This is a genomic window from Pseudomonas rossensis (assembly GCF_039888995.1).
Lineage (GTDB): Bacteria > Pseudomonadota > Gammaproteobacteria > Pseudomonadales > Pseudomonadaceae > Aquipseudomonas > Aquipseudomonas rossensis.
This window is the reverse complement of sequence record NZ_JBBWCB010000060.1, coordinates 1-25,359: the sequence shown is the minus strand read 5'-3', so window position 1 is coordinate 25,359 and position 25,359 is coordinate 1. Positions and strand designations below refer to the sequence as shown.

25 protein-coding genes and 4 pseudogenes are annotated in these 25,359 nt (G+C 56.8%); 15 read left to right on the top strand and 14 right to left on the bottom strand.

Going from position 1 to position 25,359, the window contains the following annotated elements:
• Window positions 1-41 precede the first annotated feature (41 nt).
• From WLY71_RS17095 to WLY71_RS17055, 9 genes and pseudogenes are all read left to right on the top strand, one after another.
• A complete protein-coding gene (locus tag WLY71_RS17095) occupies window positions 42-659 on the top strand; it encodes an acyltransferase (RefSeq protein ID WP_347804473.1) in 618 nt (205 codons plus the stop codon).
• Window positions 652-1,608: a glycosyltransferase family 2 protein gene (locus WLY71_RS17090; RefSeq protein WP_347804472.1), complete on the top strand. Its 957-nt coding sequence runs from the start codon at window positions 652-654 to the stop codon at window positions 1,606-1,608. Before WLY71_RS17095 ends, WLY71_RS17090 begins: the two co-directional genes overlap by 8 nt.
• Before the next feature lie 8 nt (window positions 1,609-1,616).
• Entirely contained in the window at window positions 1,617-2,141 is a 525-nt protein-coding gene (locus WLY71_RS17085; RefSeq protein WP_347804471.1) for a serine O-acetyltransferase, read from the top strand.
• 43 nt (window positions 2,142-2,184) lie between these two features.
• Window positions 2,185-3,162 carry a glycosyltransferase family 2 protein gene (locus WLY71_RS17080; protein ID WP_347804470.1) on the top strand — a complete coding sequence of 326 codons (978 nt, stop codon included), beginning with the start codon at window positions 2,185-2,187 and terminating at the stop codon, window positions 3,160-3,162.
• Window positions 3,163-3,169: 7 nt separating this feature from the next.
• Window positions 3,170-4,105: a DUF535 family protein gene (locus WLY71_RS17075; protein ID WP_347804469.1), complete on the top strand. Its 936-nt coding sequence runs from the start codon at window positions 3,170-3,172 to the stop codon at window positions 4,103-4,105.
• A 75-nt stretch (window positions 4,106-4,180) separates the two neighbouring features.
• Window positions 4,181-5,383, top strand: coding sequence for a glycosyltransferase (locus WLY71_RS17070; RefSeq protein ID WP_347804468.1), 1,203 nt, complete (start codon window positions 4,181-4,183; stop codon window positions 5,381-5,383).
• Window positions 5,380-6,567 carry a glycosyltransferase family 2 protein gene (locus tag WLY71_RS17065; protein WP_347804467.1) on the top strand — a complete coding sequence of 396 codons (1,188 nt, stop codon included), beginning with the start codon at window positions 5,380-5,382 and terminating at the stop codon, window positions 6,565-6,567. The genes WLY71_RS17070 and WLY71_RS17065 overlap by 4 nt, the downstream gene beginning before the upstream one ends.
• Complete coding sequence (locus WLY71_RS17060; protein WP_347804466.1) at window positions 6,567-7,322, top strand: WecB/TagA/CpsF family glycosyltransferase; 756 nt, start codon at window positions 6,567-6,569, stop codon at window positions 7,320-7,322. The genes WLY71_RS17065 and WLY71_RS17060 overlap by 1 nt, the downstream gene beginning before the upstream one ends.
• A 142-nt stretch (window positions 7,323-7,464) precedes the next feature.
• Window positions 7,465-8,299 (top strand): annotated as a pseudogene (locus WLY71_RS17055) (hypothetical protein); the annotation flags it as partial.
• A 27-nt stretch (window positions 8,300-8,326) separates the two neighbouring features.
• On the opposite strand, the gene WLY71_RS17050 reads toward WLY71_RS17055, so the two are convergent.
• From WLY71_RS17050 to WLY71_RS31370, 6 genes and pseudogenes are all read right to left on the bottom strand, one after another.
• Complete coding sequence (locus tag WLY71_RS17050; protein WP_347804465.1) at window positions 8,327-9,751, bottom strand: undecaprenyl-phosphate glucose phosphotransferase; 1,425 nt, start codon at window positions 9,749-9,751, stop codon at window positions 8,327-8,329.
• A gap of 444 nt (window positions 9,752-10,195) precedes the next feature.
• A complete protein-coding gene (locus WLY71_RS17045; protein ID WP_149629676.1) occupies window positions 10,196-11,380 on the bottom strand; it encodes an acetyl-CoA C-acyltransferase family protein in 1,185 nt (394 codons plus the stop codon).
• A gap of 313 nt (window positions 11,381-11,693) precedes the next feature.
• Window positions 11,694-12,431: pseudogene (locus WLY71_RS17040) on the bottom strand (heavy metal sensor histidine kinase); the annotation flags it as partial.
• A pseudogene (locus tag WLY71_RS17035) lies at window positions 12,431-12,517 on the bottom strand (DNA-binding response regulator); the annotation flags it as partial. The pseudogenes WLY71_RS17035 and WLY71_RS17040, both read right to left, overlap by 1 nt.
• A gap of 108 nt (window positions 12,518-12,625) precedes the next feature.
• Window positions 12,626-12,883: a DUF2790 domain-containing protein gene (locus WLY71_RS17030; RefSeq protein ID WP_347804464.1), complete on the bottom strand. Its 258-nt coding sequence runs from the start codon at window positions 12,881-12,883 to the stop codon at window positions 12,626-12,628.
• Window positions 12,884-13,012: 129 nt separating this feature from the next.
• A pseudogene (locus WLY71_RS31370) lies at window positions 13,013-13,180 on the bottom strand (alpha/beta hydrolase); the annotation flags it as partial.
• Window positions 13,181-13,478: 298 nt separating this feature from the next.
• Here WLY71_RS31370 and WLY71_RS17020 point away from each other — a divergent pair.
• On the top strand, window positions 13,479-13,700 hold the full coding sequence (locus tag WLY71_RS17020; protein WP_149629672.1) for a hypothetical protein: 222 nt from the start codon (window positions 13,479-13,481) through the stop codon (window positions 13,698-13,700).
• Between the two features lie 17 nt (window positions 13,701-13,717).
• Here the strand turns inward: WLY71_RS17020 and WLY71_RS17015 are convergent, their stop codons facing one another.
• Window positions 13,718-14,620 (bottom strand): LysR substrate-binding domain-containing protein, encoded by a 903-nt coding sequence (locus WLY71_RS17015; RefSeq protein ID WP_347804463.1) that lies wholly within the window; start codon window positions 14,618-14,620, stop codon window positions 13,718-13,720.
• Between the two features lie 149 nt (window positions 14,621-14,769).
• On the opposite strand from WLY71_RS17015, the gene WLY71_RS17010 reads away from it, so the two are divergent.
• Together WLY71_RS17010 and WLY71_RS17005 are read left to right on the top strand one after the other, a co-directional pair.
• The gene (locus WLY71_RS17010) at window positions 14,770-16,071 is read left to right on the top strand and encodes an NAD(P)/FAD-dependent oxidoreductase (protein ID WP_347804462.1); all 1,302 of its coding nucleotides are present in this window, start codon (window positions 14,770-14,772) and stop codon (window positions 16,069-16,071) included.
• Between the two features lie 51 nt (window positions 16,072-16,122).
• Window positions 16,123-17,211, top strand: a complete 1,089-nt coding sequence (locus WLY71_RS17005) for a polyamine ABC transporter substrate-binding protein (RefSeq protein WP_347804461.1) — start codon at window positions 16,123-16,125, stop codon at window positions 17,209-17,211.
• 3 nt (window positions 17,212-17,214) lie between these two features.
• Here the strand turns inward: WLY71_RS17005 and WLY71_RS17000 are convergent, their stop codons facing one another.
• The 3 genes from WLY71_RS17000 to WLY71_RS16990 all read right to left on the bottom strand — a co-directional run bounded on the left by WLY71_RS17000 (window position 17,215) and on the right by WLY71_RS16990 (window position 18,406).
• Window positions 17,215-17,727 carry a DUF6644 family protein gene (locus tag WLY71_RS17000; protein ID WP_347804460.1) on the bottom strand — a complete coding sequence of 171 codons (513 nt, stop codon included), beginning with the start codon at window positions 17,725-17,727 and terminating at the stop codon, window positions 17,215-17,217.
• Window positions 17,727-18,077: a DUF6152 family protein gene (locus WLY71_RS16995; RefSeq protein WP_347804459.1), complete on the bottom strand. Its 351-nt coding sequence runs from the start codon at window positions 18,075-18,077 to the stop codon at window positions 17,727-17,729. Before WLY71_RS16995 ends, WLY71_RS17000 begins: the two co-directional genes overlap by 1 nt.
• A 125-nt stretch (window positions 18,078-18,202) precedes the next feature.
• Complete coding sequence (locus WLY71_RS16990; RefSeq protein ID WP_347804481.1) at window positions 18,203-18,406, bottom strand: hypothetical protein; 204 nt, start codon at window positions 18,404-18,406, stop codon at window positions 18,203-18,205.
• 102 nt (window positions 18,407-18,508) lie between these two features.
• On the opposite strand from WLY71_RS16990, the gene WLY71_RS16985 reads away from it, so the two are divergent.
• Genes WLY71_RS16985 through WLY71_RS16975 form a run of 3 tightly spaced genes read left to right on the top strand, consistent with a single transcriptional unit; the run spans window position 18,509 to window position 21,504 of the window.
• Window positions 18,509-19,480: a tripartite tricarboxylate transporter substrate binding protein gene (locus WLY71_RS16985; protein WP_347804458.1), complete on the top strand. Its 972-nt coding sequence runs from the start codon at window positions 18,509-18,511 to the stop codon at window positions 19,478-19,480.
• Window positions 19,477-19,971 carry a tripartite tricarboxylate transporter TctB family protein gene (locus tag WLY71_RS16980; protein ID WP_347804457.1) on the top strand — a complete coding sequence of 165 codons (495 nt, stop codon included), beginning with the start codon at window positions 19,477-19,479 and terminating at the stop codon, window positions 19,969-19,971. The genes WLY71_RS16985 and WLY71_RS16980 overlap by 4 nt, the downstream gene beginning before the upstream one ends.
• 24 nt (window positions 19,972-19,995) lie before the next feature.
• Entirely contained in the window at window positions 19,996-21,504 is a 1,509-nt protein-coding gene (locus WLY71_RS16975; protein ID WP_347804456.1) for a tripartite tricarboxylate transporter permease, read from the top strand.
• A gap of 885 nt (window positions 21,505-22,389) precedes the next feature.
• Here WLY71_RS16975 and WLY71_RS16970 read toward each other — a convergent pair.
• The 4 genes from WLY71_RS16970 to WLY71_RS16950 form a co-directional block, all read right to left on the bottom strand.
• Window positions 22,390-22,809, bottom strand: coding sequence for an organic hydroperoxide resistance protein (locus WLY71_RS16970; protein ID WP_347804455.1), 420 nt, complete (start codon window positions 22,807-22,809; stop codon window positions 22,390-22,392).
• A 248-nt stretch (window positions 22,810-23,057) separates the two neighbouring features.
• The gene (gene msrA, locus WLY71_RS16965) at window positions 23,058-23,564 is read right to left on the bottom strand and encodes a peptide-methionine (S)-S-oxide reductase MsrA (RefSeq protein WP_347804454.1); all 507 of its coding nucleotides are present in this window, start codon (window positions 23,562-23,564) and stop codon (window positions 23,058-23,060) included.
• A gap of 311 nt (window positions 23,565-23,875) precedes the next feature.
• Window positions 23,876-24,868 carry a LacI family DNA-binding transcriptional regulator gene (locus WLY71_RS16955; RefSeq protein WP_347804453.1) on the bottom strand — a complete coding sequence of 331 codons (993 nt, stop codon included), beginning with the start codon at window positions 24,866-24,868 and terminating at the stop codon, window positions 23,876-23,878.
• Between the two features lie 75 nt (window positions 24,869-24,943).
• Window positions 24,944-25,359 (bottom strand): glycoside hydrolase family 32 C-terminal domain-containing protein (locus WLY71_RS16950; RefSeq protein WP_347804452.1); only part of this gene is annotated, 416 nt, incomplete at its 5' end.

The window sequence follows — 25,359 nt, the reverse complement described above, 5'->3', positions numbered from 1 at the left end:
CTGGCACAGATGTCTATCGCTGAATTATTGAGGCTGACAGGATGATTGGTCTACTAAAGCGTACTATTGCTCATATTGCCAAAACAACGGGGCGTGGAACTTCGCTCTATAAAAGATTCTGTAAACCGGACGGGTACGAATGGGCTAAACACCTGGCTCGATGGGGATCTCTGCACTCCGTCGGTAAAAACGTATGGATCAATCTTGGGTGCAACATACCTGACCCTACGTTAGTACGACTCGGAAATAATATAGCTTTATCTGATTGCACACTGTTCGGTCACGATGGAATAGTCGGCTTGCTCGATGTACGCTTTGGTACAAAACTTGACTCTGTCGGCCCTATCGATATACGTGATAATTGTTTTATCGGTTATGGCGCTATCATCATGCCCCGTGTGACTATTGGTCCGGATTCAATTGTTGCAGCCGGTGCAGTAGTGGTGAAAGATGTTCCGCCTGGGGTAGTGGTTGCGGGTAATCCAGCCAAGGTTATTTGTACGCTGGAAGATCTGTTGGCGAAAGTCGAAGAACGTTGCGCCGCTTACCCGTGGATTGACCTCATCAGGCAACGCAGCGGTGAATTCGATCCGGAACTTGAGCCGAAGCTTAAAAAAATGAGAGTGCAATATTTTTTTGGCGAGCAACCCAATGGTTAGTGCGCCCCTTGACGTGTTGGTAGTTAATTACAATACAGCGGCGCTGTTGCAACCGATGTTTAATGCGTTACGCCAGTCAAATAGTGTGGGTCGCACGCGCTATTTGGTGGTGGACAACGCCTCTGCCGATAATTCGCTGGAGTGCCTGGCAACTATTTGTCCAGAGGCATTGCAACTGGCCAATGAAAATAATGTTGGCTTTGGGCGTGCCAATAATCAATTGGTTGAACACCTGCAGGGCAAGTATGCGTTGCTGCTCAATACCGATGCCTTCGTTGCTGCGGACACCCTGAGCAAGACCCTCGAGTACATGGAGGCTCATCCTGATTGCGGTGTCCTTGGCGTTCGGTTGGTTGGACGAGAGGGAGAATTACAGCCCTCCTGTCGCTATTTTCCGACGCCGTTGAATGTCTTTCTTTCGCATACAGGGCTTGAACGCTTTTTCCCTGTGGTGAAGAGGGTCGACGACATGGCCTGGGATCATGCTTCGGTGCGTGAGTGCGACTGGGTACCCGGGTGCTATTACCTGATCCGCCGTGAAGTCATCGACCAGGTTGGCTTGTTCGATCCGCGCTACTTCCTTTACTTCGAGGAGATAGATCACTGCAAACGCGTTAAACAGGCAGGCTGGAAGGTCGTTTACTACCCGCATACCACGGTGGTGCATATCGGCGGTGAAAGTGCCAAGTCTGTTGACACACTCAATGTGGCTAGTCGCCAGCTACCCACGTTACAAATCGAAAGTGAGCTTTTGTACTTCCGCAAGCACCACGGTCTGCCTGGTTTGGCCTCACATATGCTACTGGTGAGTCTGGGTGATTTGATTGTGGCGCTCAAGGCGCTATTGAAAGGCCGCGGTCGGGCCGCTTTAGGGCCATGTTGGCAGCATACTCGTGTGACCTGGGCGTTGCTGCGTGATACCAAATTCGCTAGCCAACCAACACGGTAGAGCCATTTATGTTCGAAAACATACGTGCTGACTTGCGTGCATACGCCGGAGATTGGGGGGCTCAGGGGTTTTGGGTGATGGTGGTTTATCGCTTTGGGCGCTGGCGTTACGGTGTGCGACCGGCACTGTTACGCAAGTTGTTCTCCTTTATATACAAAGTGCTCTTCAAACTGGTGCAGATCGTCACGGGTATCGAGTTGCCGTGTGAGGTTGTGGTCGGGCGCAACTTCGTCATCGATCATTTCGGCGGAATCGTGATCAGTGGCTTTGCGCAGTTCGGCGATGATTGCCGTATCCGCAATGGCGTCGTCGTGGGCCTCAAGAATGTGAGTGAGCCGATTGCTCCGGTGATGGGTAACAATGTTGATATCGGTGCAGGGGCCAAGGTGCTGGGCAATATCCGCATTGGTAACAATGTCGTGATTGGTGCCAATGCCGTGGTGCTGACCGATGTACCGGACGACTCGGTGGCAGTGGGCGTGCCTGCGACTATCAAGAAAAGGAAGTACGCAGAATCGAGGGGATTTTCATGAGCCACCCGATGGATTACTTCAATTGCGTCGCTGAGTGAACGCCATGGCTATGGGGATGGGTGTCGTTGTTATCGGTCGCAACGAAGGCCAACGGCTTGAACGTTGTCTGACTTCCCTCGCCGGTTCGGCGCAGAAGGTTGTTTATGTCGACTCTGGATCAACGGACGGGTCAGTGCAGATGGCACAGAGGCTTGGGGTCGAAGTGGTCGAGTTGGACATGACGATTCCCTTTACGGCTGCGCGTGCGCGCAATGAAGGATTTGCCTGCATGCAACGCTTATTGCCGGCGATGCGTTATGTGCAGTTCGTTGACGGTGATTGTGAGGTTATCGGCGGTTGGCTGCCCCGGGCGCAGGCCTTTCTTGATACACATCCTGACGTCGCGGTGGTCTGTGGACGGCGCCGTGAACGTTTTCCGCAGCACTCGGTTTACAACTTACTGTGTGATTTCGAATGGGATACGCCGGTAGGTGAGGCCAAGGCATGCGGTGGCGATGCGCTGATGCGGGCTGACGCCTTTTCCGAGGCGTCCGGGTTTCGACCGGGCCTTATTGCCGGGGAAGAGCCTGAATTGTGCGTACGTCTGCGTGGGAATGGTTGGAAGATCTGGCGTCTGGGCGAGGAAATGACCTTGCACGATGCAACCATGAGCCGGTTCGGCCAATGGTGGCAGCGTACCTTGCGCGGTGGTTATGCCTTTGCCGAGGGCGCATTTTTGCATGGGGCCGCGCCGGAGCAACATTGGTTGCGTGAGTCGCGCCGTGTCTGGTTCTGGGGATTGGGTGTCCCGCTGGCAACTGTTATCGCGAGTTTGGTGTCGGGATGGTTTGGGCTGCTTGTGCTGCTGGTCTATCCATTGCAGGTCGTGCGCCTCGCCCGCGGGGGCGATAGATCCGCGCGCGAAAACTGGCTGCGGGCTTTCTTTCTCGTGCTGGGGAAATTTCCCGAGATGCTCGGGCAAGTCAAGTTTCTACTGAACAGATTCGGCGCCGGCAAGACGGCGTTGATCGAATACAAGTGAGACTTATATGAATAATTGGTTGATATTAAAGAGCGTGTTTTTTTTACACGCTGGGTATTCCGTAAGGGCATTGAATAATAAATTTAAAATGTTGGTTCTGGTTGCAAAAAACTGGTCAGAGCTAAAGTTGTTTTGCGGGCGTATGTCGAGCGCTCTGGGTAAGTCCGGTGTTGAGAAGTTAGGCGGGGATTGTGTAGGCGTTGTTCATTGGCCATACATCAGTAGAAACTGGAGCCCCAAGAATAAACTTAGTGTGTTGGCCTCGCATTACGAAGTGGTTACCAAAAGCTGTCCGCAGCTATTGCTGTTGGGGCGAAGTGACAGCTTGATGCTGAGTGACTTGTCGGAGTTTGCGGCTGGCTGTTCCCTGGTGCTGGATCGTCCGATATGGTTTATGCGTGAAGGGGAGTTGGTGCTGAATTTGTTTCAGGGTGACCTGCGCATTGCGTCAATAGCATTCACCTTGTGTCGCACGGACACTGAGTTATGTATTTTTATCGGCGCCGTTCAAGGGATACATAAAGGCGTCGAGAGTGAACTGTCGTTGAGTATCTACAGGGACCTGACAAAAGACTTTGAAGGCCTTCGGCCAAGAAGCTTTCTGATCGAAGTTATTAAATACATTGCCATTAATATCGGTGTTGAAAGAATTTATGCGGTAGGGGATGGGTATCGCCACCACCGTCATCCGTATTTTGGCGCTCACAAAGCTCTAGAACTGGCGGCAAATTATGATGTGATCTGGTTAGAGCATGGAGCGACTCCATCAGAGCGCGAAGATTTTTTTGAGATTCCCATGATTCTGTCCAGGAAGCCGCTCGACAGTATTGCTTCAAAAAAACGTGCCATGTATCGCAGGCGCTATGAATTGCTGGATGACACGTTTAAAAAGATAGATGGCGTGTTAATAGGTAGTTATAGCAGCAGCCGTGTGGCTAGTTGACGTTCCTGATACCTGTACTACTGTGGGATTACTTGCAGTAATAATCCACCGCAACGACAACTAAGTCTGGTTCCTATGCGTATCGCTTATTTCATCAATCAATACCCTAAAGTCAGCCATAGCTTCATTCGTCGCGAGATTTTGGCGTTGGAACGTCAGGGGTTTGTGGTGCAGCGCATTGCTCTGCGCGGCTGGGATGCCGAATTGGTGGATGCCGAAGACGTGTCCGAACGCGATAAAACCCAATATGTGCTGCAGGGCGGAGTCAAAGAGCTGTTAGTGCCTGTGCTGCAGGTGCTGCGCGTCCAGCCGCGACGCTTTTTTTCGGCGCTGTGGCTGGCGCTACGCATGGGCCAGCGTGCCGATCGCCCCTGGCCCTATCATTTGGTTTATTTGTCCGAGGCGTGTCGCGTGCTGACTTGGTTGCAGGCGTTTGGGGCCGAGCATGTGCATGCGCATTTCGGCACTAACTCAACCGAGGTGGTGATGCTGGCCAATGTGCTCGGTGGGCCGGCGTACAGTTTTACCGTGCACGGGCCGGAAGAGTTCGACAAACCGCAGTTTATTCATTTGGGCGAGAAAGTTCGGCGCGCGGCCTTTGTCGCTGCTATCAGTTCTTATGGGCGCAGTCAGCTGTTTCGCTGGGTGGCTCATGCACACTGGGCAAGGGTAAAGGTGGTGCATTGTGGGCTGGAGCGCGCGTTTCACGATGTGCCGGCCGTTGCCGTGCCATCCACGCCGCGGTTGGTTTGTGTAGGTCGTTTGTGTGAGCAGAAGGGTCAGCTTTTGCTGCTTGAGGCCTCCCGCATTCTGGCAGCACAAGACGTGGAGTTCGAGATAGTACTGGCCGGCGATGGAGAAATGCGCGCGGAAATCGAAGCCCTTATTGCACTGCATGGCTTGCAGGCGCGGGTGCGAATTACCGGCTGGATCAGCAGCGAACAGGTGCGGGCGGAGATTCTTGCGGCGCGGGCCTTGGTATTGCCGAGCTTCGCCGAGGGATTGCCGGTGGTCATCATGGAAGCCATGGCGTTGCGCCGACCCGTACTGACGAGCTATGTGGCGGGCATTCCCGAGTTAGTGCGACAGGGTGAGAACGGTTGGTTGTTTCCCGCTGGAGCGGTGGATGAGTTGGCGGCGGCACTGGCGGACTGTCTCGCGCAACCTGTCGAGGTGTTGCAGCGGATGGGCGAGGCGGCTTATCAGAGAGTGCTGGAGCGACACGACATCGATATCGAAGCGGCCAAGTTGGCTAATTTGTTTAGGGCGCAAGCATGATCACATTACTTAGTTGGCTGTTCAGCTCACTGCTGATACTCATCCTCCTGCCGGTGTTGGTGCTGTTTGTGCAGGTGCTGATGGCTTGCCTGCCTGCACGGTCGCGCTCGTCGGCGCAAGGATCGCGACCGCGGGTGGCGGTGTTGATACCGGCACACAATGAATCCTCGATCATCGTCGCGTCGTTAAATAGCATTCGGCCGCAGTTGCTTTCGGGTGATCGCCTATTGGTGGTGGCGGACAACTGTTCTGACGACACGGCCGCGCTGGCCCGCACGGCGGGCGCCGAGGTGGTGGAGCGCAGCAATGATCAGCAGCGTGGCAAGGGTTATGCGCTGGACTGTGGGGTGCGTCATTTGGCGAGCGATGCGCCGGACGTCATGATTGTTATCGATGCGGATTGCCAGGTGGCCGAGGGTTCTATTGAGCGTTTGGCAATCTTTTGCATCGACTCAGGGCGGCCAGCGCAAGCACTTAATTTAATGCTTGCTCCAGCAGGTTCCGGGCTGAAAGTGCGGCTTGCCGAGTTTGCCTGGTGTGTGAAGAATCGGGTACGGCCGCAGGGTTGGACCCGGCTTGGTTTGCCCTGTCAGTTAATGGGCACGGGAATGGCTTTCGTCTGGCGGGATCTGACGTTGATCAATTTAGCCAGTGGCCACATCGTTGAAGATTTGAAGATGGGCCTGGATTTATGCCGAAGCGGCAAGCCGCCTTTGTTCTGCCCCGATGCTCTGGTGACCAGTTATTTTCCGCGCAGCGATGAAGGCTTAACTACCCAGCGTACGCGCTGGGAACATGGTCATCTAGGGGTAATCCTTGGGGATACGCCAAAGTTGCTGGTGGAGTCGATTGGCCAGCGTAACTGGAGTCTGCTGGCGATGACGCTGGATTTGCTGGTCCCTCCGTTGGCCTTGTTGACGTTGGCCTTGGGGGCTGTATTTGGTCTGTCATGGTTGGTATTTATGCTGTCCGGAGCGTTGGCGCCAGCATTGATAGCTTCTTCCGGGGTGGCAATATTGGGTGTCACTATTTTGCTGGCATGGAGCCAATTTGGTCGCGGGATTATTTCTTTTTCAGCCTTGTTGTATGCGCCGTTCTACGCGCTGAAGAAAATCCCTCTGTATCTCGGATTTTTGCTTAAGCGCCAGGTTGAATGGGTGCGTTCGAAGCGAGATGACAGCTAATGCGTGCTTTATCCTGGCAGCACAGCTGGCAAACGATTACCCAGAAACTCAGGGTGGTCAGCGATGTTGATGACGAGCAAGCCTTGATTGATGCGTTATCCAGAGCTGACGTGACGACAGTGCTTGGGTTCGCGAATGCCCATGCCATGAATCTGGTGGCGGCTAATACCGACTACTTGAACGCGCTGCTGGCTGCTGACGTGTTATTACGGGACGGCTCCGGCATGGCGATCCTGTTTCGTCGCCTCGGCAGAGAGCCGGGGTTAAACATGAATGGCACCGATTTCATTCCCAAGTTGCTGGCCGCGTTCAAGGGCCGGCGCGTGGCTTTCTGGGGTACTGAAGAGCCCTTTCTAGCCAACGCGGTGCAGCGTAGCGAAGCGCTATTTGCGGCCAATGTAGTCTCTGCTCACCATGGTTTCGCGTCGGCGGATACTTACATAAACCTTGCCCGGCAGTTTCAGCCGGAACTGGTTGTGTTGGGTATGGGCATGCCGAAGCAAGAAGCCGTTGCTGCCAGGTTAGCCGTCAGCGGCGTGCCCTGTCTGGTCGTGTGCGGAGGGGCAATTCTGGATTTTCTCGGCGGCAAGGTGACTCGTGCTCCGCAATGGGTGCGTCGTCTCGGTTGTGAGTGGGTGTTCAGGCTGATAGGTGAGCCAAAGCGATTATTCAGACGCTATGTGGTGGGTAATCCGATGTTCCTGTTGCGCACATTGATCTACAGGAATAAAGGAAAGGTGGCGTGTTCAAAATAGATGGCGGATTGTATCAGTGTCGTAATTAGGGTTTACCGCACATTTTGAATAATGTGCTCAGTTGTCGAGCTCTCATTTCGAGTAGTCAGGTTATTGATTTGTAAGCTCAAATACCCCTTCCTTGAATTGTGCTAATAACCAAATGAAAGAATACATAGCAGAGTTGATGCGTAAGTTAATATCTCCTTCGATGCGATTTGAGCTAAGGAAAGCTGTTGCCTGGCTGCGGGATATTCTTGGGCGAGCCTGTTTGTGGCGCTGGGAAATTGTCAGGTTCAGACTGCGGGAAGACAGCCTCCACGACATCCTCTATGTGGGCAGGAAAACACAGCGGGAGTTTGTGAAGGTTCTACTGGGCGCTGAGTCTCAAGCGGTTGATAGTCAGTTGAAGTTGGACACGTCAGGCCGGACGGTGTGGGTCAGTGAAATGCCGACCTTGGGGGCATTGTATGTGCCTCAATATTTGAGTGCTGTCGTTCCGCTGAGCAGGTCAATTGAGGATATTACGGCCAGATACAATACCGAGTTACGTCGAAATCTGCGCAAAAACCGGCTGCGCTATCGTATGAAACAGGCCTTGAACGACGACGAAATTGAAATCGCAGATCGGGAAATGCTTCAGTCCTATGCCAGAGCAAGGCATGGAGCAGCCGCCTCTCAAATTGAATCGCATGAGGTTCAAAGGGTGGCAAAAAATGCCGGACGGCTCGATCTGGTATTGCTGGAGGATGAAATTGTTGCATGCCATCTTGGGAACGTAATTACCCGGGCAGGAAAACGCTACTGGAGCACGATCCGTTTCGGCTATCCCGATGTTGTATTTTCAGATGCCAAGAAGTTGCGTGAAATCAACTCGATTACCACGTTCATGGCACTTGAATGGGCATCTTGGGTTGCCGGACGGTCCGAGTGACGAGGAAATCGCTAATCGATATCGCGAAATGGGTTTTGGCGGCCTTATCAAAATATACCTCCATTGAGATCGTCCAGGCACTCAGGACTGGCTAATAGGCATGCTTGCCGGAAAAGGCAAACACCGTTCGTACAAGGATGACGAAATCGAGCCATAGCGACCAGTTGTTGATGTATTCAATGTCCGAGTCAACACGCCGGATCATCTGATCTATATCCCTCGTTTCACCACGATAGCCACGTACCTGAGCCAGGCCTGTGATGCCCGGTTTAATGTTGTGACGCGCAAAGTAGCCCGAGACATCGGGCGAGTACTGCACATCGTGTTGAATAGCGTGCGGGCGAGGCCCCACCAGAGACATTTCCCCCATCAAAACGTTGAACAACTGCGGTAGCTCATCCAGGCTGGTCCGCCGAATAAAGGCCCCAACCCTGGTCATGCGCGGGTCATTCTTTTGCGCCTGTTTGACGATGCCGTCTTCAGGCTGATGGACGACCATGCTTCTGAACTTCCAGATCCGAAAAGCTTCTCCACTCCACCCCATGCGCTGCTGACGAAAGAATATGGGGCCGGGGCTATCGAGCTTGATGGCAATGGCGACGGCTACCAGGACTGGCGTTGCAAAAACCAAAATGAGAAAGGCCAGGACTTTGTCTTCAAGATTCTTCAGAAACAGACGCATCCCCATCAGCGGAGTTTCAGACAAGGTCAGCACGGGAATGCCGGCAATTTCGCGAACACTGTGGTTGATCAGGCGCAACGAGAAAATGTCAGGCACCCAGTTAACAGAGATGTGTTTATCGAACAGCCTTAAATAAACATCCTGGATGACCTCTGAGCCACCCAGAGGGGTCACGAAATAGACGGTACGAATGGCGTGTTTAACAACTAGCTCATCAAGGTCGGAGATATCGCCCAGTATCGACATACGTTGCGCGCCTTCCAGACTTTCCTTTCCCCGATCATCGTCCGCGCCGATCAACACACAGCCGACTATGCGCTCACCGAGCCAGGGATTATTGCTGATTTTCTTGTGAAGATAGCTGGCCAGTTCGCCCGAGCCAATGATGAGCGAGTTTTCCAATTGAGTCGGGTGGGCCAAAAACTTCTTCTGCATCTCGCGTGTCGCGAGGTGCAAAAGCAACTGAGCAAAATATCCAAGAACAAATAACTGCCCGACCAATAAACGCGAGTATTGTTCGCTTTGCTTGGTAAGAAAGGCCATGGCAACGAGAAAGCCAAACGTGGCAGTCCATGCTTTCAAAAGCTTGAAGGCTTTGACGGTAAAACCAACATTGCTGCGGTAAATGGCATAGTGGTCGTACACGACGGCCAAAGCCCCCAGCAGCAACAGGAGCAGGATGACATAGGACTGCGTTATGAAGCCGATATGATAATTGATCAAAAACCATGCAACACCGGTCACCGCAACACAATCGAGACCAGCCTGAATAACGATACTGGTACTGCTTCTTCGCTGGAGAACGGAACGGGTACTGTTGGGCTCAAATATCATATTTAGACCTCATGTCTGCCGCCCCTCGCGCTCGATGATGACGCGATTCAGTTCATGCTGCCCTCGCTTGAGAGCGTTGGCGTCACCGTGATTAGCCACCCACCTTCGAAAATTACAGGCTTTGGGAGCATGTGGCGACGCGTGCTATCACTTTAGCAGTGCTGTGAAATCATTCACTGAATCTGCGTAGTTCTGCGTAGTTTAGTAGAACCTCCGGGCCTGAAAAAATGAAGCCCGTCGAGATACCGACCGGCCTACCGCAGGGCGCCGTCTGCGGTGTCTGCAGCAAGGTCGTTCCTTGTCAGCAATCGGGTATGGGGCGCGAGTGTGGTCGCGCAGTGATCGAGGCTTACACCGAGCTGAAATCGGAGTGCATTGCGCACTGATTCCATCGGGGTAAAACGAGACGGCGCCCACAATGGGCGTCGTCTTCGTTTTGGCCGATCAGACGCGTTCGAACAACACGGCGATGCCTTGGCCGCCGCCGATGCACATGGTTGCCAGGGCATAGCGACCCTGAACACGGTGCAGTTCGTGAATGGCTTTGGTGGCGATAATCGCACCGGTCGCGCCCACCGGGTGGCCCAGAGAAATCCCTGAACCGTTCGGGTTGACCTTCTCCGGGTCGAAGCCCAGTTCCTGCGCCACGGCACACGCCTGGGCCGCGAATGCTTCGTTGGACTCGATGACATCCAGGTCGGCAACGGTCAGGCCGGCGCGTTTGAGGACAAGGCGGGTGGCGGGAATCGGTCCCAACCCCATCAGCTCTGGCTCCACACCGGCATGGGCATAACCGACCAGTCGGGCGATGGGCTTGAGGCCTTGGTCGAGAACCATCTGACCCGTGGCCATGATCAATGCACCGGCACCGTCATTGAGACCGGACGCGTTGCCGGCGGTGACGCTGCCGTCTTTTTTGAAGGCCGGTTTCATCTTGCCCAATTGCTCGGCATTGACCTCGGCGCGGACATGCTCGTCCGTCGCAAACGTCACGGTGCCTTTGCGGGACGCCACTTCGATCGGCACGATCTGGTCAGTGAATCGGCCTTCGGCAATCGCCCGGGCCGCCCGTTGCTGGCTCAGCAGCGCCAACTCATCCTGAGCCTGACGAGTGATGCCATAGCGCTCGGCGATGTTTTCCGCAGTAATGCCCATGTGGAAACCGCCAAACGGGTCTTGCAGAGCGCCGAGCACGTAGTCGATGGCTTGCATATCTCCCATGCGTGCGCCCCAGCGCGCCTGCGGCAACAGGTAGGCACCGCGGCTCATGGATTCGACGCCACCCGCCAGCGCAGCGCCTGCGTCTCCCAACATCAAACTTTGTGCTGCACTGACAATGGCCTGCAAACCAGAACCGCAGAGGCGATTGACGTTGAAGGCGGGCGTCTCTTTCGGCAGGCCGGCATTCATCGCCACGGCACGAGAGATGTAGGCGTCACGTGCTTCCGTCGGGATCACATGCCCCATCACCACGTGACCGATGTGTTCAGGTGCCAGCCCCGAACGTTCAATGGCAGCGCGGCAAACGTCAGTGGCCAGTTGGATAGGTGGCACATCTTTGAGCGAACCACCAAAGCTGCCGATGGCCGAGCGGACGGCGCTGATAACAAAAATGTCGGATGGGTTCATGCGGGTTCCCCTGGAACAGTCCTGGACTCAAGTGTGCTTTCGCACTGTTATATGGGGGTGAGTCTAGACACAGCGATGATTTTGGCCTATGCCAAAACTGCTCAAGGGGGGTGGCGTTTTTGGCCATTTCAGTTGAAGTCGCTTTTTGACCCGTCTGATTCGGTCAAAAGCGCAGAAAAGGGTCCGGGATTGATCGTTCTCACTCCGCGTGGGAATGCCGCCGGGGACGCTCCGCGTCCCGCTATCGCCGCAAGGCTTGAGTCCTGCGCAAGGGTGACGCGGAGCCTGGGAACGATCAGTGGGTGCCGGGACCTCATTCATCCAATTGCCGCGCCGGAAAAAACAGCTCGAAGCAGGTGATGCCTTCGCTGCTGCTAACGCTTTAAGCCCCATTGTGCAGCTGCATGATCGTCGCCACGATCGACAGGCCCACACCGTTGGAGTGCGCCGAGCGTGCGCGGGATTCGTCGACGCGGTAGAAGCGCTCGAACAGTCTGGGCAAGTGTTCGGCGGGGATGGTCTGGCCGTGGTTGCGCACGTGCAGGCGGATGCCGTCGGCCGTGGGTGTGGCGCGGATGAACAGCTCGGAGTCGGGCGCGCCGTATTTGATGGCGTTGGCGCAAAGGTTGGCCATGGCACGGCGCAGCAACATCGGTTCGGCCCAGATCACTCCGCTGCCCTGGGCATCAATGCTGATCCCGGCATCCGCCGCCAGCCCTTCGAAATAGTCGGCCATGCGTTCCATTTCATCGGCAGCATCCAGTTCCTGCCGTTGGCGCAAAGCACTGGCCCGGTCGGTGCGGGCCAGAAACAGCATGTTGTCGAGCATCCGGGCCAGGCGCTCCAGCTCTTCGACATTGGAGGCGAGCAGTTGCTGATAGGCCTCAATACTGCGGTTTTGCTGCAGGGCGACCTGGGTTTCGCCGAGCAGGTTGTTAATCGGCGTGCGCAGTTCGTGGGCCATGTCGGTCGACACCTGACCCAGTTGCACGAAGCCCTTGCCGAGACGGACGAGCATTGCGTTGAACGCCTCGATCATCGGCAGCAGTTCAGGCTGACGGAGTAGCCGAGCTCCAGCAGGCCATTGAGCAGGTAGTTACCGGACTTGGGTTCGTCTTCGACTACGAGGATGTTCATGGGATCTGCCTGGTTCGGTGTCAGCAACATACATGTCGCGGCGGCGGGCTACAGAGGTCAGCCAGTGGCGCCAGTGTAGCCCGATCCTCTGTGAGTACAGGCGTCTGATCAGTTATCACCAATGCAACCCATGCCCTGGACCTGGTAATCCAGCACGTGCTTGCGACCCTGATGGTCGAGATAAATCAGCTGCGCGGGGACGATGCCGCATTCTTGCGAGATGATATTGCTGGACAGGTCTTTGGCGATATCCAGGTGGACGAAGAAACCGGTCTTGTCGTGAATGACAGGATCGGCTGTCTGGGTATCGGCAAACGCCGAACCCGTTGCGAGGAGAGCAGCAAAACCGAGGATTAACATTTTCATGATGATTCCCTCTATTCAGGGGCGGGTTGGCTGCCGATGGGTTGCCTGACAGTGAATTCAGGTTAACCAGGCGATCCGCACAGCCGACCCACAGTTGAATGACAATTTTGTAATGAAACGGCGCCGACGTTACGGTTGGCGACCAGCGGCTTCGAGGATCAGGTCAGCGATTTCTTTTGAGTGGGAGACCAAAGACAGATGGCTCGACGGCAGCTCGACGGTGGTCGCGTTCATGCGTTTGTCGAGGAAGCGTTCCAGGTCTGGGTTGATGGTTTGATCGAGGCTGGAGACCGCGTGTGCAAGCCGGCGGCCTGCAACCGGGTGATCACGTCCGACCAGCTCGAGCCATCGGCCCAGGATCCGTGCACCAGCACGACGTTGTTGGCCTTGACCGGCGCGATGTTGCTGGCCATGGCGGAACCGGTGACTGGCGACGCCACTGTATGAAGCGAGGGTGCTGGCTACGCTGACAACTCAATGACAAGTTTGTAATGCACGGCGCGCCTGTCTTTATGCCTGCCTGCCGTATGTCGGGAGTGAGGAACGCCACCCATGAAAAAACTTCAAAACGAAGACTGTCTTTGGGAGTTTGAGCATGAGTGATGATCAAAAGAGCGAAGCCCTGGCGGCCTGGTATCAGCTCCTGAAAGTGCCCGAAATCCGGATGGATGCCGAAGAGCAGTATGACGAGTTGCTCAAGGCTGCCGATGAGATGGAGCGCACCGGTCTCATCAACAGCGTTGAATGGCGCAAGCTGGTTCAAGAGGCGAGCGCAGCTTTTGCTAATGCGACACAAGGGTTGGGGCGCGGAACGTAGTGGTCAATCCCTGGTGATCAAACGTCGCCTGCTGGCTGTTCGGCCTGTTGAGCGAACCACTGCATGATCAGCGAACAGGCTGGATGAGCGGCGGCGGAAGGTTGCAGGTTCAAGGCGTAAATGCCGCGGGTCTTCAAGGGGTGACCGAACGGAACGACGAGCACGCCGCGTTCGAGTGATTCGCCTGCCAGGGTCAGGTCAGTCATGGCGACCCCCAGCCCTCGCGCCGCCGCATCGAGCGCCAACTCGTCGAGGTTGAAGGGGATGTGGCGGTAGTCCTCGAGTGACTGGCCGCCATTGGCATGCAGCCACCGGAACCAGTCATGTTTGTCCGCCGAGCGATGCAACAGCGGGAAACGCACGAGATCGGCCACCGACTCCAACGGCTGGGTGGCGCTGCCCAAGCCTGGGGCGCACACCGGCACCAGCGCCTCTTCGAACAAGGTCAGGCAGTCAGGATCGAGGGACGGCTCGGGCAGATAGAGGATGTAGGCGTCGCTGTCGATGGCTGGCTCCACCACTTCCGTGGCCACGGTTTCGATCGACAGCGAAACCTGCGGATGACTTCGATAGAACTCGCTCAACTTTGGCAGCAACCATCGAACCGCCAGCGACACATGCATGCGTATCCGAAAAGGGCGCTTCTGCGGTGCCAGCCGATCTTCAAGTGCCTTCAGTTGCGCCAAAATACTTCGGGCGGTCGCAAGCACCTGTTCGCCTTCCGGTGTCAGTCGAACACTGCGGCTATTCCTCACGAACATCGGCAAGTCGAAGTGGCTCTCCAACTGCTGGATTTTTCGGCTCACTGCGCTTTGGGTCAGACACAGCTTTTGCGCCGCTTGCGTGAAGCTGCCCGAGCCTGCGACCTCGACCAGCGCCTGCAAGGCCTGGAGAGAAGGAACGTGGTGAATTTTATCCATGCGTTTTTTGAATAGCTCGATGAGTTTATAACGTTGGTTGTATCACTACAGGCCTTATAGATTCTAGCTCTAGCCAGCGCCAGCCGGAAATACTCATGCGATGACGTCATGTGCGGTGCTTGCGGAACGACAGGAAGATGAGGTGATGCATGACCAATGTATGTGGCTGGATTGCGCAGGCGGGGAGTTCACCCGCTCGCGATGCTCTCAAAGGCACGCAAAAAGCCGATTGGCTGATTGTCGGTGCCGGTATCACCGGCCTGTGCGCCGCTCACACACTCGCTGAAATGCACCCTCAGGCGCGGATCGTGATTGTCGACAGACAACGGTCCGCACAGGGCGCCTCGGCGCGCAATTCAGGCTTCGTGGTGGGGCACGAACATCCGGCCAAAGATGAGCTGATCGGCAACCCGGGGTTTGCCGGATTTGAAGTCGATACCTCGATTTCCCGTGCCGCCAGTGACGAAGTGCGCCGACGCATCGCTCGTCTGGGCATCGAATGTGAATTCAGGGAATCGGGCTACTACTTCGCCGTCAACGATCCCGGCAAGTTGACCGATGTCGCGGCCAAACTGACAACGCTACGCGCTGTCGGCGCCTCTGCGCAGTTTCTGGAAGGTGAACCGCTGAGCAAACAACTGGGCACCGCGCATTACCAGGCCGCGATCTGGTGCGGCAATGGCAACGCACTGCTGCAACCCGCGAAATACGTGAAGGGCCTGCTGGATACGCTGCCGGACACGGTGACCCTGTTTGAGAACACCGATATCACCGGCCTGGAGCGTTTGGGCAAAGGGCGTATTCGCGCCAATGGCACCGATGGAAGCATCGAGGCCAGGCAAGTCCTGGTGTGCCTGAACGCGTTCATCCCGCGCTCCGGAATAGAAGACAGCGGGACGTTCCCGATGGAACTCAGCGCCAGTCTGACACGACCACTCAGCGACGCCGAGTTCAAGTCCATCGGCGCGGTTGAGCCTTGGGGCGTGCTGTCCACCCGGCCCTTGGGCGCCACGGTGCGACTGACCCCGGACCGCCGCGTGATGATCCGCAATACGGCGGAATACCGTTCTCGGGATTTATCCGACAGTGAGCTGCTGCACCGTCGCAAACACCATGTGCTCGGCTTGCAACGACGCTTCCCGTTCTTGAACGAGCAGGACATTCAATACACCTGGACCGGACACTTGAGCGCTTCACGCACCGGGCAACCGTATTTCGCCAAGGTCGACGAAGGTGTGTTTGCGGTGGCCGGCTGCAATGGTTCGGGCGTTGCACGCGGCACCCTTTGGGGACGCTTGCTCGCCGAACTGGCGTCGGGTGCCAGCTCGCCAATCCTCGAATCAGTGATGCGCAGAGCCCAGCCGGGCTGGCTGCCACCGCGGCCCTTGCTCGATATCGGTGCCATGCTTCGAATGCGCGTGGAGGCGGTCAGGGCCAAAACAGAAATCTAGAACACCCGGCGATCAAAGAATAAAAACTCATCAAACACACGGTGATTGAACATGCGCGTCAATAACATTTCCCTGATGGTCGTGCTGTCGACGTTCTCGGCAGCCACTTACGCTGACGAAGTCGTCAATATTTCGAACTGGAACGGCTACATCGCCGACGACACCTTGACCACGTTCACCAAGGAATCGGGGATCAAGGCAACGTACGACATACACGACAGCAACGAAGTGCTGGAATCCAAACTGATGACCGGCAATACCGGCTATGACGTGGTGAGCCCTTCAAACCATTTTCTGTCCCGATTGATCAAAGCCGGGGCGATTCAGAAACTCGATAAAGGCCAGCTGCCCAACTGGAAAAACCTTGACCCGGCACTGATGAAAAAACTCGAGGTCAATGATCCGGGCAATCAATACGGTTATCCGTACATGTGGGGCACGGCGGGTATTGGCTACAACGTCGAGAAGATCAAGGCGATCTTCGGCAACACCGATGTCACCCATTCCTGGAATCTGTTTTTTGATGAAAACAACATCAAAAAGCTGAGCCAGTGCGGCGTGGCGATTATCGATAATCCTACGCAGATCCTGCCGATCACCCTGAATTACCTGGGGCTGCCGCCCCATAGCCACGAGCCGGCGGATTACAAGAAAGCCGAGCAGGCGCTGCTCAAAATCAGACCTTATGTCCAGTATTTCCACGCCTCCAAGTACATCAGCGACCTGGCGAACGGCAATGTCTGCGCGGTGATCGGTTTTAATGGCGACATTGTGCAGGCGGCTGCCAGCGCCAAGGAAGCCAACAACGGCATCGACATCGCCTATTCGATCCCTGACGAAGGCTCGACGCTGTGGTTCGACATGGTGGTCATGCCCAAGAGTGCGCCGCACGAGAAGAATGGCTACGCCTACATGAACTACCTGCTGACGCCGCAGGTCATTGCCAACATCAGCAACAGCATTCATTACGCCAACCCCAACCTTGCGGCGGATGAATATGTGACTCCGGTAGTGAAGCAGGACCTGGCGATCTACCCGCCGACACGTGTGTTGGACAAGTTGTTTACAGTAGAGGAACTCCCCGCGGCCATCGCACGTTTGACTACTCGTCTGTGGACCAAGTTGAAAACCAATACCTGATGATCAGGTGTACGCCAATAGCCGACCGCACATCACCACGCTGACCCATAACCCAATCGAAAGCAGCGCCTGGATTTTTGCGATTCCAGGCGCCGCAGTGCCCGTGTTCCACTGGGTGACCGAGCGGTATATCCCGACGTGGAAAAGAGCAGCGTTGAGCCCGGCAGTAGCGATCAGGCATAGCTTCAAGATGAAGATGTCATTCGATGCGAAGTCATGGGGATGGGCTGAAAACATCATCAGCCCGGCGGGCACGATCAACAGCAGGGCCAGGACGGACCAGGTCAGGAGGTGGCGAGCCAGGGCCGTCACTGCAATCTCTTTCGACAGCCCGAGCACCCGCAGATCGAACATCACGACAGAGCCGACCAGCACCGTAAACCCGATGATGTGAACCACCTCGACCATCGGATACAGCCACAGGTCGCCCCGCATGGCCGCCCCAACCGGCAAGTCACCCACCCAGTCCAGCCAGCTGTCCGGACTCGATCCTGCGCTGGCATCGATGGCCTGCATCACCGCAACTCTGTGGTTTTGTCGCCGACGGTGATGCGTTCGGCGCGCATTTCATCGGGGTTGTTTCGATTCTGATAGCCGACCACGGTGGCCGTGTTACCCACACTCAGCATGTCCCGGGAAAGGCCGCGGTTTTCCATGCGCGAAGGCGGCGCCAGGATGACGTTCCAGGTTTTTTCTTGCGTTTTGAGGCGCACGAACCCGTGTGGATGGGAGTAACCGGATTCTTCTATCGTGCCGTTCAACTGCAGGGGGTTGCTCGAGTCGTATTCGCTCCAGCCGTGATGCGCGAACGCCGCCGTTGCAGCCAGTAACAGTGACAATCCAATGCTGCCGAGCATGCCTTTCATGACAAGTCTCCTGTTGCAGAGGGTTAGAATAGCCCGACATTTTTCAGCGCTGCGCCGAGCAAATGTTTCTGAAGAAGTAGATGTTTGAATATCAATATCTTGCTTGTTGGCTATTGTCTTATTCCTCACAACAGGACACTCAACAGCCACCCCGCGACCCCGCAGCCGACAACCACCAGCCACGGTGGGAGTTTCCAGAACATCAGTGCAACCAGGGCGACCAGTGCCCCGGCGTATCCCGCCCGAGGTTCACCTGCCTGGTTCGAGCGGGTCCGGTTCAATCGTCGCGTGACGATAGCGAATTCGTTAAATGCTGTCTCTCTAACCATGGCCTACGCTTATCCGCAGGCCAATGTTCATTGAACAGGGTTCGCTCCCTGATCGACGTTCACCCCGGCACCTATAAAAACAATGCAATCGGGAGACAACTTATGTCCGCTTTGTTCCGTCGATTCAGCCGCTGCATCGCAACGGCCGTTACCGCAGCTGCGCTCGCAACACCGGCCTTTGCGCTGGACACCGTCAAGTTCATGGCCCCGGGTTCTGTGGGTGGCGGCTATGACCAGACCGCCAGGGTTCTGGGCAAAGCCTTGATCGAGGCCAAAGCGGCCAAATCCACCACCTTCGAGAACAAGGGCGGAGCAGGGGGGACGTTGGGGCTGGCGCAGTTCGCCAACAGCACCAAAGGCGATCCGAATGCGCTGCTGGTTGTCGGTGCGATCATGGTCACTGCCATTGAACAGAACAAGCCGCAAATCACCTTGAAGGACGTGACGCCGATTGCCCGGCTGTTTACCGAATACAACGTGATCGCCGTCCGCAAGGAGTCCGAGTTCAAAACCCTGGAGGACTTGCTGAAAGTCTTCAAAGATAAGCCGACCAGTATCTCCTGGGGCGGTGGCTCCAAGGGGTCGATCGATCACATCGGCATTGCCGAATTGGCCGCAAAAATGGGTGTCCCGGTCAACAAGGTGAATTACGTCGCCTTTGCGGGCGGGGGTGAAGTCGTTGCTCAGGCATTGGGCGGGCAGATCAAGGTGATCACCGGTGGTTATGCCGAGCTTGGCCAATACATCAGGAACGGCCAGTTCCGAGTACTCGCCATCGGCGCGCCAGAACGCATTGAAGGCATCGATGCACCGACCCTCAAGGAGAAAGGCTACGACGTGACCATCGGCAATTGGCGGGGTGTTTACGGTGCCGCGAACCTCACGCCTGAGCAGCGCAAAGAAGTGATCGACGCTGTCGTGGCCGCCACCAACAGCAAAGTCTGGAAAGACAATATCGACACCAACAAATGGTCCCCCAACGTACTGACCGGCGATGAGTTCGGCAAATTCGTCGACGAGGAGCATGTGCGACTGCGGGCGATGCTGGTCGAGGTCGGGCTGGTTTCGAAATGACTCAGCCTCGCGCAATAGTGCCGGTGCAACTGGCGATTGGCGTCGGAGTGATTGCCATCAGCGCCGTGTTGGCGGTGGGCGCATTCCGGTTTCCTCCCGAGATGGGCTTCGTCATCCTGGGAGCCCACGTCTATCCGTACGCCGTCGCGGTGTTCCTGGGCGTTGTCGGTCTGTTGCTCTGTTATCAGGCCGTCACCGGTGGTTTTCGCGAGCTGGCAGACCACAGCGACGAAGCTGCCCAAGCGCTGCCCGGCGGCAAATCCGGCGCAGCCTGGGTGACGGCGGGACTGGTGGGGGTGGCCGTGCTGATTAACCTCATCGGGTTCGTATTGGCCGCCGGGCTGCTGTTTGCCTGTTCGGCGCGGGGTTTTGGCAGTCGTCGGCCGGTGAAGGACCTCGCTATCGGTATTGCCTTGACCCTGCCGATTTACTGGCTGTTCAACGCCGGGCTAGGGGTTTCCCTGCCGCCCCTTGTCAACGCCTGGATCTGACCCGGGCCAAAGGAGGTAATCAAGGTGGAAACTCTCGCGAACCTGGCCATTGGTTTTTCCGCTGCGCTGACACCGATCAATTTGATGTGGGGCTTTATCGGCTGTTTGCTCGGCACCGCCATTGGTGTCTTGCCGGGTATTGGGCCGGCGCTGACGGTGGCGCTGCTGCTGCCGATCACCGCCAAGGTCGATCCCACGGGCGCCCTGATCATGTTTGCCGGTATCTATTATGGCGCTCAGTTCGGAGGCTCGACCACTTCCATCCTGCTCAATACGCCCGGTGAATCGTCCTCCATGGTCACGGCCCTGGAAGGCAATCTCATGGCGCGCAACGGCCGGGCAGGACCGGCCCTGGCAACGGCCGCGATAGGCTCATTTGTTGCCGGCACCATCGCGACGGTGTTCCTGACGTTGTTTGCCCCTATTGTCGCCACGCTGGCGCTCAAGTTTGGTCCTGCCGAGTATTTCGCAATTCTGGTGTTGTCCTTCACGACGGTGTCTGCGGTACTCGGCGCTTCGATGCTGCGCGGTTTTGTCTCGCTCGGGATTGGGCTGACCATCGGCTTGATCGGCCTGGACTCGACATCGGGCATTGCCCGCTACACCTTGGCGGTGCCGGAGTTGGTTGATGGCATCGAAGTCGTGCTCGTGGCGGTCGGTTTGTTTGCAGTGGGTGAAGCCTTGTACAGCTTGCTGTATCAAAAAGAAGAAGCGTCCGGTCGGCACCGCTTGACCTCGTTGTGGATGACGCGCTCTGACTGGAAACGCTCGGTACCCGCTTGGCTACGGGGCACGTTGATCGGCTTTCCATTCGGGTCGATTCCGGCCGGTGGCGCTGAAATTCCGACGTTCCTGTCCTATTCGGCGGAACGCAAATTGAGCAAGTACCCGAAAGAGTTTGCGGGCAACAAGGGCGAGGGGGCGATTGAGGGGGTTGCCGGTCCCGAGGCGGCCAACAACGCGAGCGCGACGGGTTCTTTGGTGCCACTGCTGACGCTCGGCATCCCGACGTCCGCCACCGCGGCGATTCTGTTGGCCGCGTTCCAGAACTACAACCTGCAGCCGGGGCCGATGCTCTTCCAGACTTCAGGGGAACTGGTTTGGACCCTGGTGGCCTCGCTGTATGTCGGCAACGTGATCCTGTTGGTGTTGAATCTCCCGTTGGTGGGGCTGTGGGTCAAGCTCCTGCAGATTCCCCGGCCGTACCTGAACGCCGGCATTCTGGTGTTTGCCACCATTGGCGTGTACGGCATGCGCCATTCCTCCTTCGATCTTTTGCTGATGTTGGCGATTGGTTGGGGCGGCGTATTGATGCGCCGTTTCGATTTTCCCGTCGCACCCGTGATCGTCGGCATGCTGCTGGGGCCGATGGCCGAAAAGCAGCTGCGCAATGCGCTGTCCATCAGCGAGGGAGACTGGCTGGTGTTTGTGACGCAACCGATATCGGCCGCGTTCCTCGCGCTGACGCTGCTGGTGCTGGTGATCCCGCACCTGCTTCACGCCCGCGGTATCAAGTTGCATGAGGACGATTGAGCGAATTGGCCGAGCAGCCTGCCGGGAAAGCAGACTGCACGTGTAATGCTGTTCGCTTAAGCTCGGTGTTTCCAGGCATACACATGCGTAGCGAGGGGGCGGTGGATCAAGAGCGAGGCGGCCGACCTGTATTTTGTTGATCGTGTGCATATCCATTCCTGCGGTAACGGCTGCTTAGGGTTCCGCCCTTACGGCGGGTCACTTTGGAAAAGAACCGGAATGCCGGCCCAGCCCAAAGTAACCAAAGGGTTCTTGCCCCTTTCGTTCGGCCCTTCGCCTAGGCTCAGGGTGCCCTCGCTCCGGTCCTGCTCCGTGGGCCCGCCGCCATCGGCCATCCATGGCCGGGGGCGGCTAACCCGGCATCCATGCCGGGTTGCCCACTGCGCAGAACCTCCATTCGGCCTCTCGAGGGGGCGTGCACCGCAAACGCCAAAGCGAGGCGGCCTACCGGCCGACCTGGCTTCAAATGAACGCATTTCCCTGTAGGAGCTGTCGAGCGAAGCGAGGCTGCGATCTTTTGATCTTGCTGTGGCTGTGGCTGTGGCTGTGGCTGTGGCTGTGGCTTTTGATTTTGATCTACTGCCCCTTTCCCAGAGGCCGAACGCAGGCGTTGCGCAGGGGGCACCGCGGCAAGGATGCCGCGGTAGCCGCCCCCGGCCATGGATGGCCGATGGCCGATGGCGGCGGGCCCCCGGAGCAATGCCTTCGTTACGGCATGCCGAGCCTGGGCGAGGCACCGAATGGCGGGGCAAAGCGCTTTGGTTACTTTCGCGCTTTTCGAAAGTGACTCGCTTAAAAAGCGAAACCGCTAGCCGCCGTGACCGCAGAAACGGATATGTACCCCAACCTTAAGTGAACAGCATTAGGCCGCACGAGGTGCTTTGGCTAAACCAGATTGATCGTGACGTCGATGTTGCCACGGGTCGCTTTGGAGTACGGGCACCGCTGGTGGGCGCCATCCACCACCGCCCGTGCGACAGCAGGGTCCAGACCCGGAAGGCTGACATTAAGGCGCGCCTGGAGGAAAAAGGCGTCCTCGGTCTTGCCCAGGTCCACTTCGGCATCGACGGCAACGTCGCTCGGCAGGGTCACCTTTAATGCCACAGCCGCCTTACCCATTGCACCGATGAAACAGGCCGACCAACCCGCAGCCAGCAGCTGTTCGGGATTGGTGCCACTCCCTGGCGAGCCAGGCGCGGAAAGCTTGACGTCCAAACGTCCATCGTCGCTACGCAACTCGCCGTTACGGCCTCCGGTTGTGTGGGTCTTGCCGGTGTAAAGCACGGTATCGATTTCATTGATCATGAGGTGGCTCCTGCTGGTGTGTTGGGCTCTTTAGCCTGGGTTCATCGGAGAACGCCAGGTGTGCGACGCCGCCCACTTTTTCACCTTCATGTAATCCGTATGTGTCCTGATCCGGCGATTGTGTATTGCTGTGTAAGATCGCCCGCGAACATACAGAGCGATACAAATCATCTTGCCTCCTGACCCTTCGCAGATGCGCGTGAAGCCGTTATTCGCGAGGGGCCGTTACACCGTTTTTGGCCTCACCATCACCCTCGTTTAGGCAGTTTCCAGTCTGGCCGAATGAAATGGCAGGTGTAACCGTTGGGGTAGTGTTCGAGGTAGTCCTGATGTTCCGGCTCTGCTTCCCAGAACGCACCTGCAGGCACGATTTCAGTGACGACCTTGTCGGGCCAGAGGCCGGATGCATCAGCGTCGGCCACCGTATCCTCGGCCACCTGCTTCTGTTCATCGTTGAGATAGAAGAGTGCCGAGCGGTAGCTCATACCCACATCGTTGCCCTGACGATTCGTCGTCGTCGGGTCGTGGATCTGAAAGAAAAACTCGAGGATCTGGCGATAGCTGATCTGCTCCGGATCGAATACGATCTCGATCGCTTCCGCGTGCGTGCCATGGTTGCGGTAAGTCGCATTGGGTACATCGCCGCCCGAGTATCCCACCCGCGTGGACACTACGCCGGGGTAGCGTCTTAGCAGATCCTGCATGCCCCAGAAGCAGCCACCGGCCAGGATGGCGGTTTCAGTTCGCGTCGTCATAGTACGGTCCCTCCCATCAGTGAATTTGGGATCAGGTATCAATGTACCTCATGCGCTTTCGCTTTTTGGCCGAAAGCGCTCACTCCGTCCGCGGCCACCGATCCTCGATTGCGTACCACGGCGCTTTCGATGCAACGCACACGTGTTTCTGCTTTTCACTCAGAAACGGCGTATCCACCGTGCCTATCGCCACGGACATCCAATCCGAATACTCACCTTTGGAATCAGACCAGAACAGCGAAGAGCCGCAGTCGCCACAGAACTGGCAAATCGAAAGCAAGCGGGCGTGCAATCACCGAATGAGCTAATTCTTATAGTGATGCCCTGACCACTAATGGACAATCAACTGGCTGAGCTCCCGATACCTCAATGGTCTCGATCAGGTGCCGGGCAGCCTTACGACCGATCTCGTAGTACGGCAGTTGCACCGTCGTCAACGGCGGGATGAACAGCTCAGCGATACCGATCATGTTGTCATAGCCGAGCACGGCGACATCGTCGGGGATTTTCAGGCCTCGGCCCAACAACAGCTGATAGGCACAAAACGCAATGCGGTCGTTGCCACAGATCAGAATGTCAAATTGGGGACGACCATCAATGATGTGCAGGTCGAGGATGGCTGCGGTTTCACCATAGGCATCATGATCGGAAAGGTCGTATTGCAGGAGTGCGTCAGGCGCAAGGCCGAATGCCTGACAGGCACGCAGCAAGCCTTTTTGTCGCAGGTCCCAGGCCAGACTCTGTTTTGGCAGATTGATACACAGAGGGCGCCGATAGCCTTGGCTCAACGCGTGATGTACGGCTCGATACTGCCCCGTTTCGTCGTCGGGCACATAACTCACCAGGCGACTGTCATCCGCCAGGCAATTGGCGAGTACCAGGGGTTTGCTCTTCAAGCGCTCGGGAATGCACACCTGGCGAAATCCCATGGCGCTGAAGATCAACCCGTCGGGACGGTGCGACAACATCAGGTCGATGTTCTGGTCGGTGGGCGGGTTGCTCAACAGGTTAAGGATGAACACATTCCAGCCCGCCTGCTGTGCGGTCTGTTCGATGGACAGCAGCAACTCGACCGCGAACGGTGTGGTCGCGGTGTCCAGCGCGAACACACCGATGGTGCGCGACTGGAGGTTGTCGCCGCGCATCCTGCGCGCCGACAGGCTCGGTACGAATTGCAGTTCATCAATGGCGCGACGTACCCGCTGAAGGGTTTCGGGGCTCAGTTTTTCCGGGTTGTTGAGCGCTCGAGAAACCGTCATCAGGGATACGCCGGCCAGTTGTGCAACGTCTTTCACTGAAGTCATGCGAGGCGAAACCGGTCAGGTTGACGCAGAATCATGACACATGGCCCGCGCTTCTCGCGACTCGAATGACGCTGCTCATAGCCATCCCGAGGCGAGCGGCCATGCTCTGGGAATGGAGACCCGTCCGCCACTCCCGCTTGCAAGGAGCTTCACGCCCAGACTGTCAGGCCGCGGATAGAGGCGACTGCTGAGGCTGAAGCGTCCGTTTTCGTCGAACACCTCGATGGACGAGCGATCGAGGAACACACGCAGTTCCAGCTGCCCTTGTGTTGGGTCTATCGCCACGCTGCGCTGACCGGTGACTTGCGCACCCGAGCGACTGCGGTCAAGCACCAGACGCTGCAGTGATGCATCGTAGTAGAGCAGGGTTTCTTCATGGCCATCATCGCTGCAGCGCAAGGCAATTCCCAGATGGCCGTCGCTGCAGCCGAGCAGATCCAGATGCACATGGATTTCGAGCATGTCACCATTCACTTCCGGCACCCACTGGG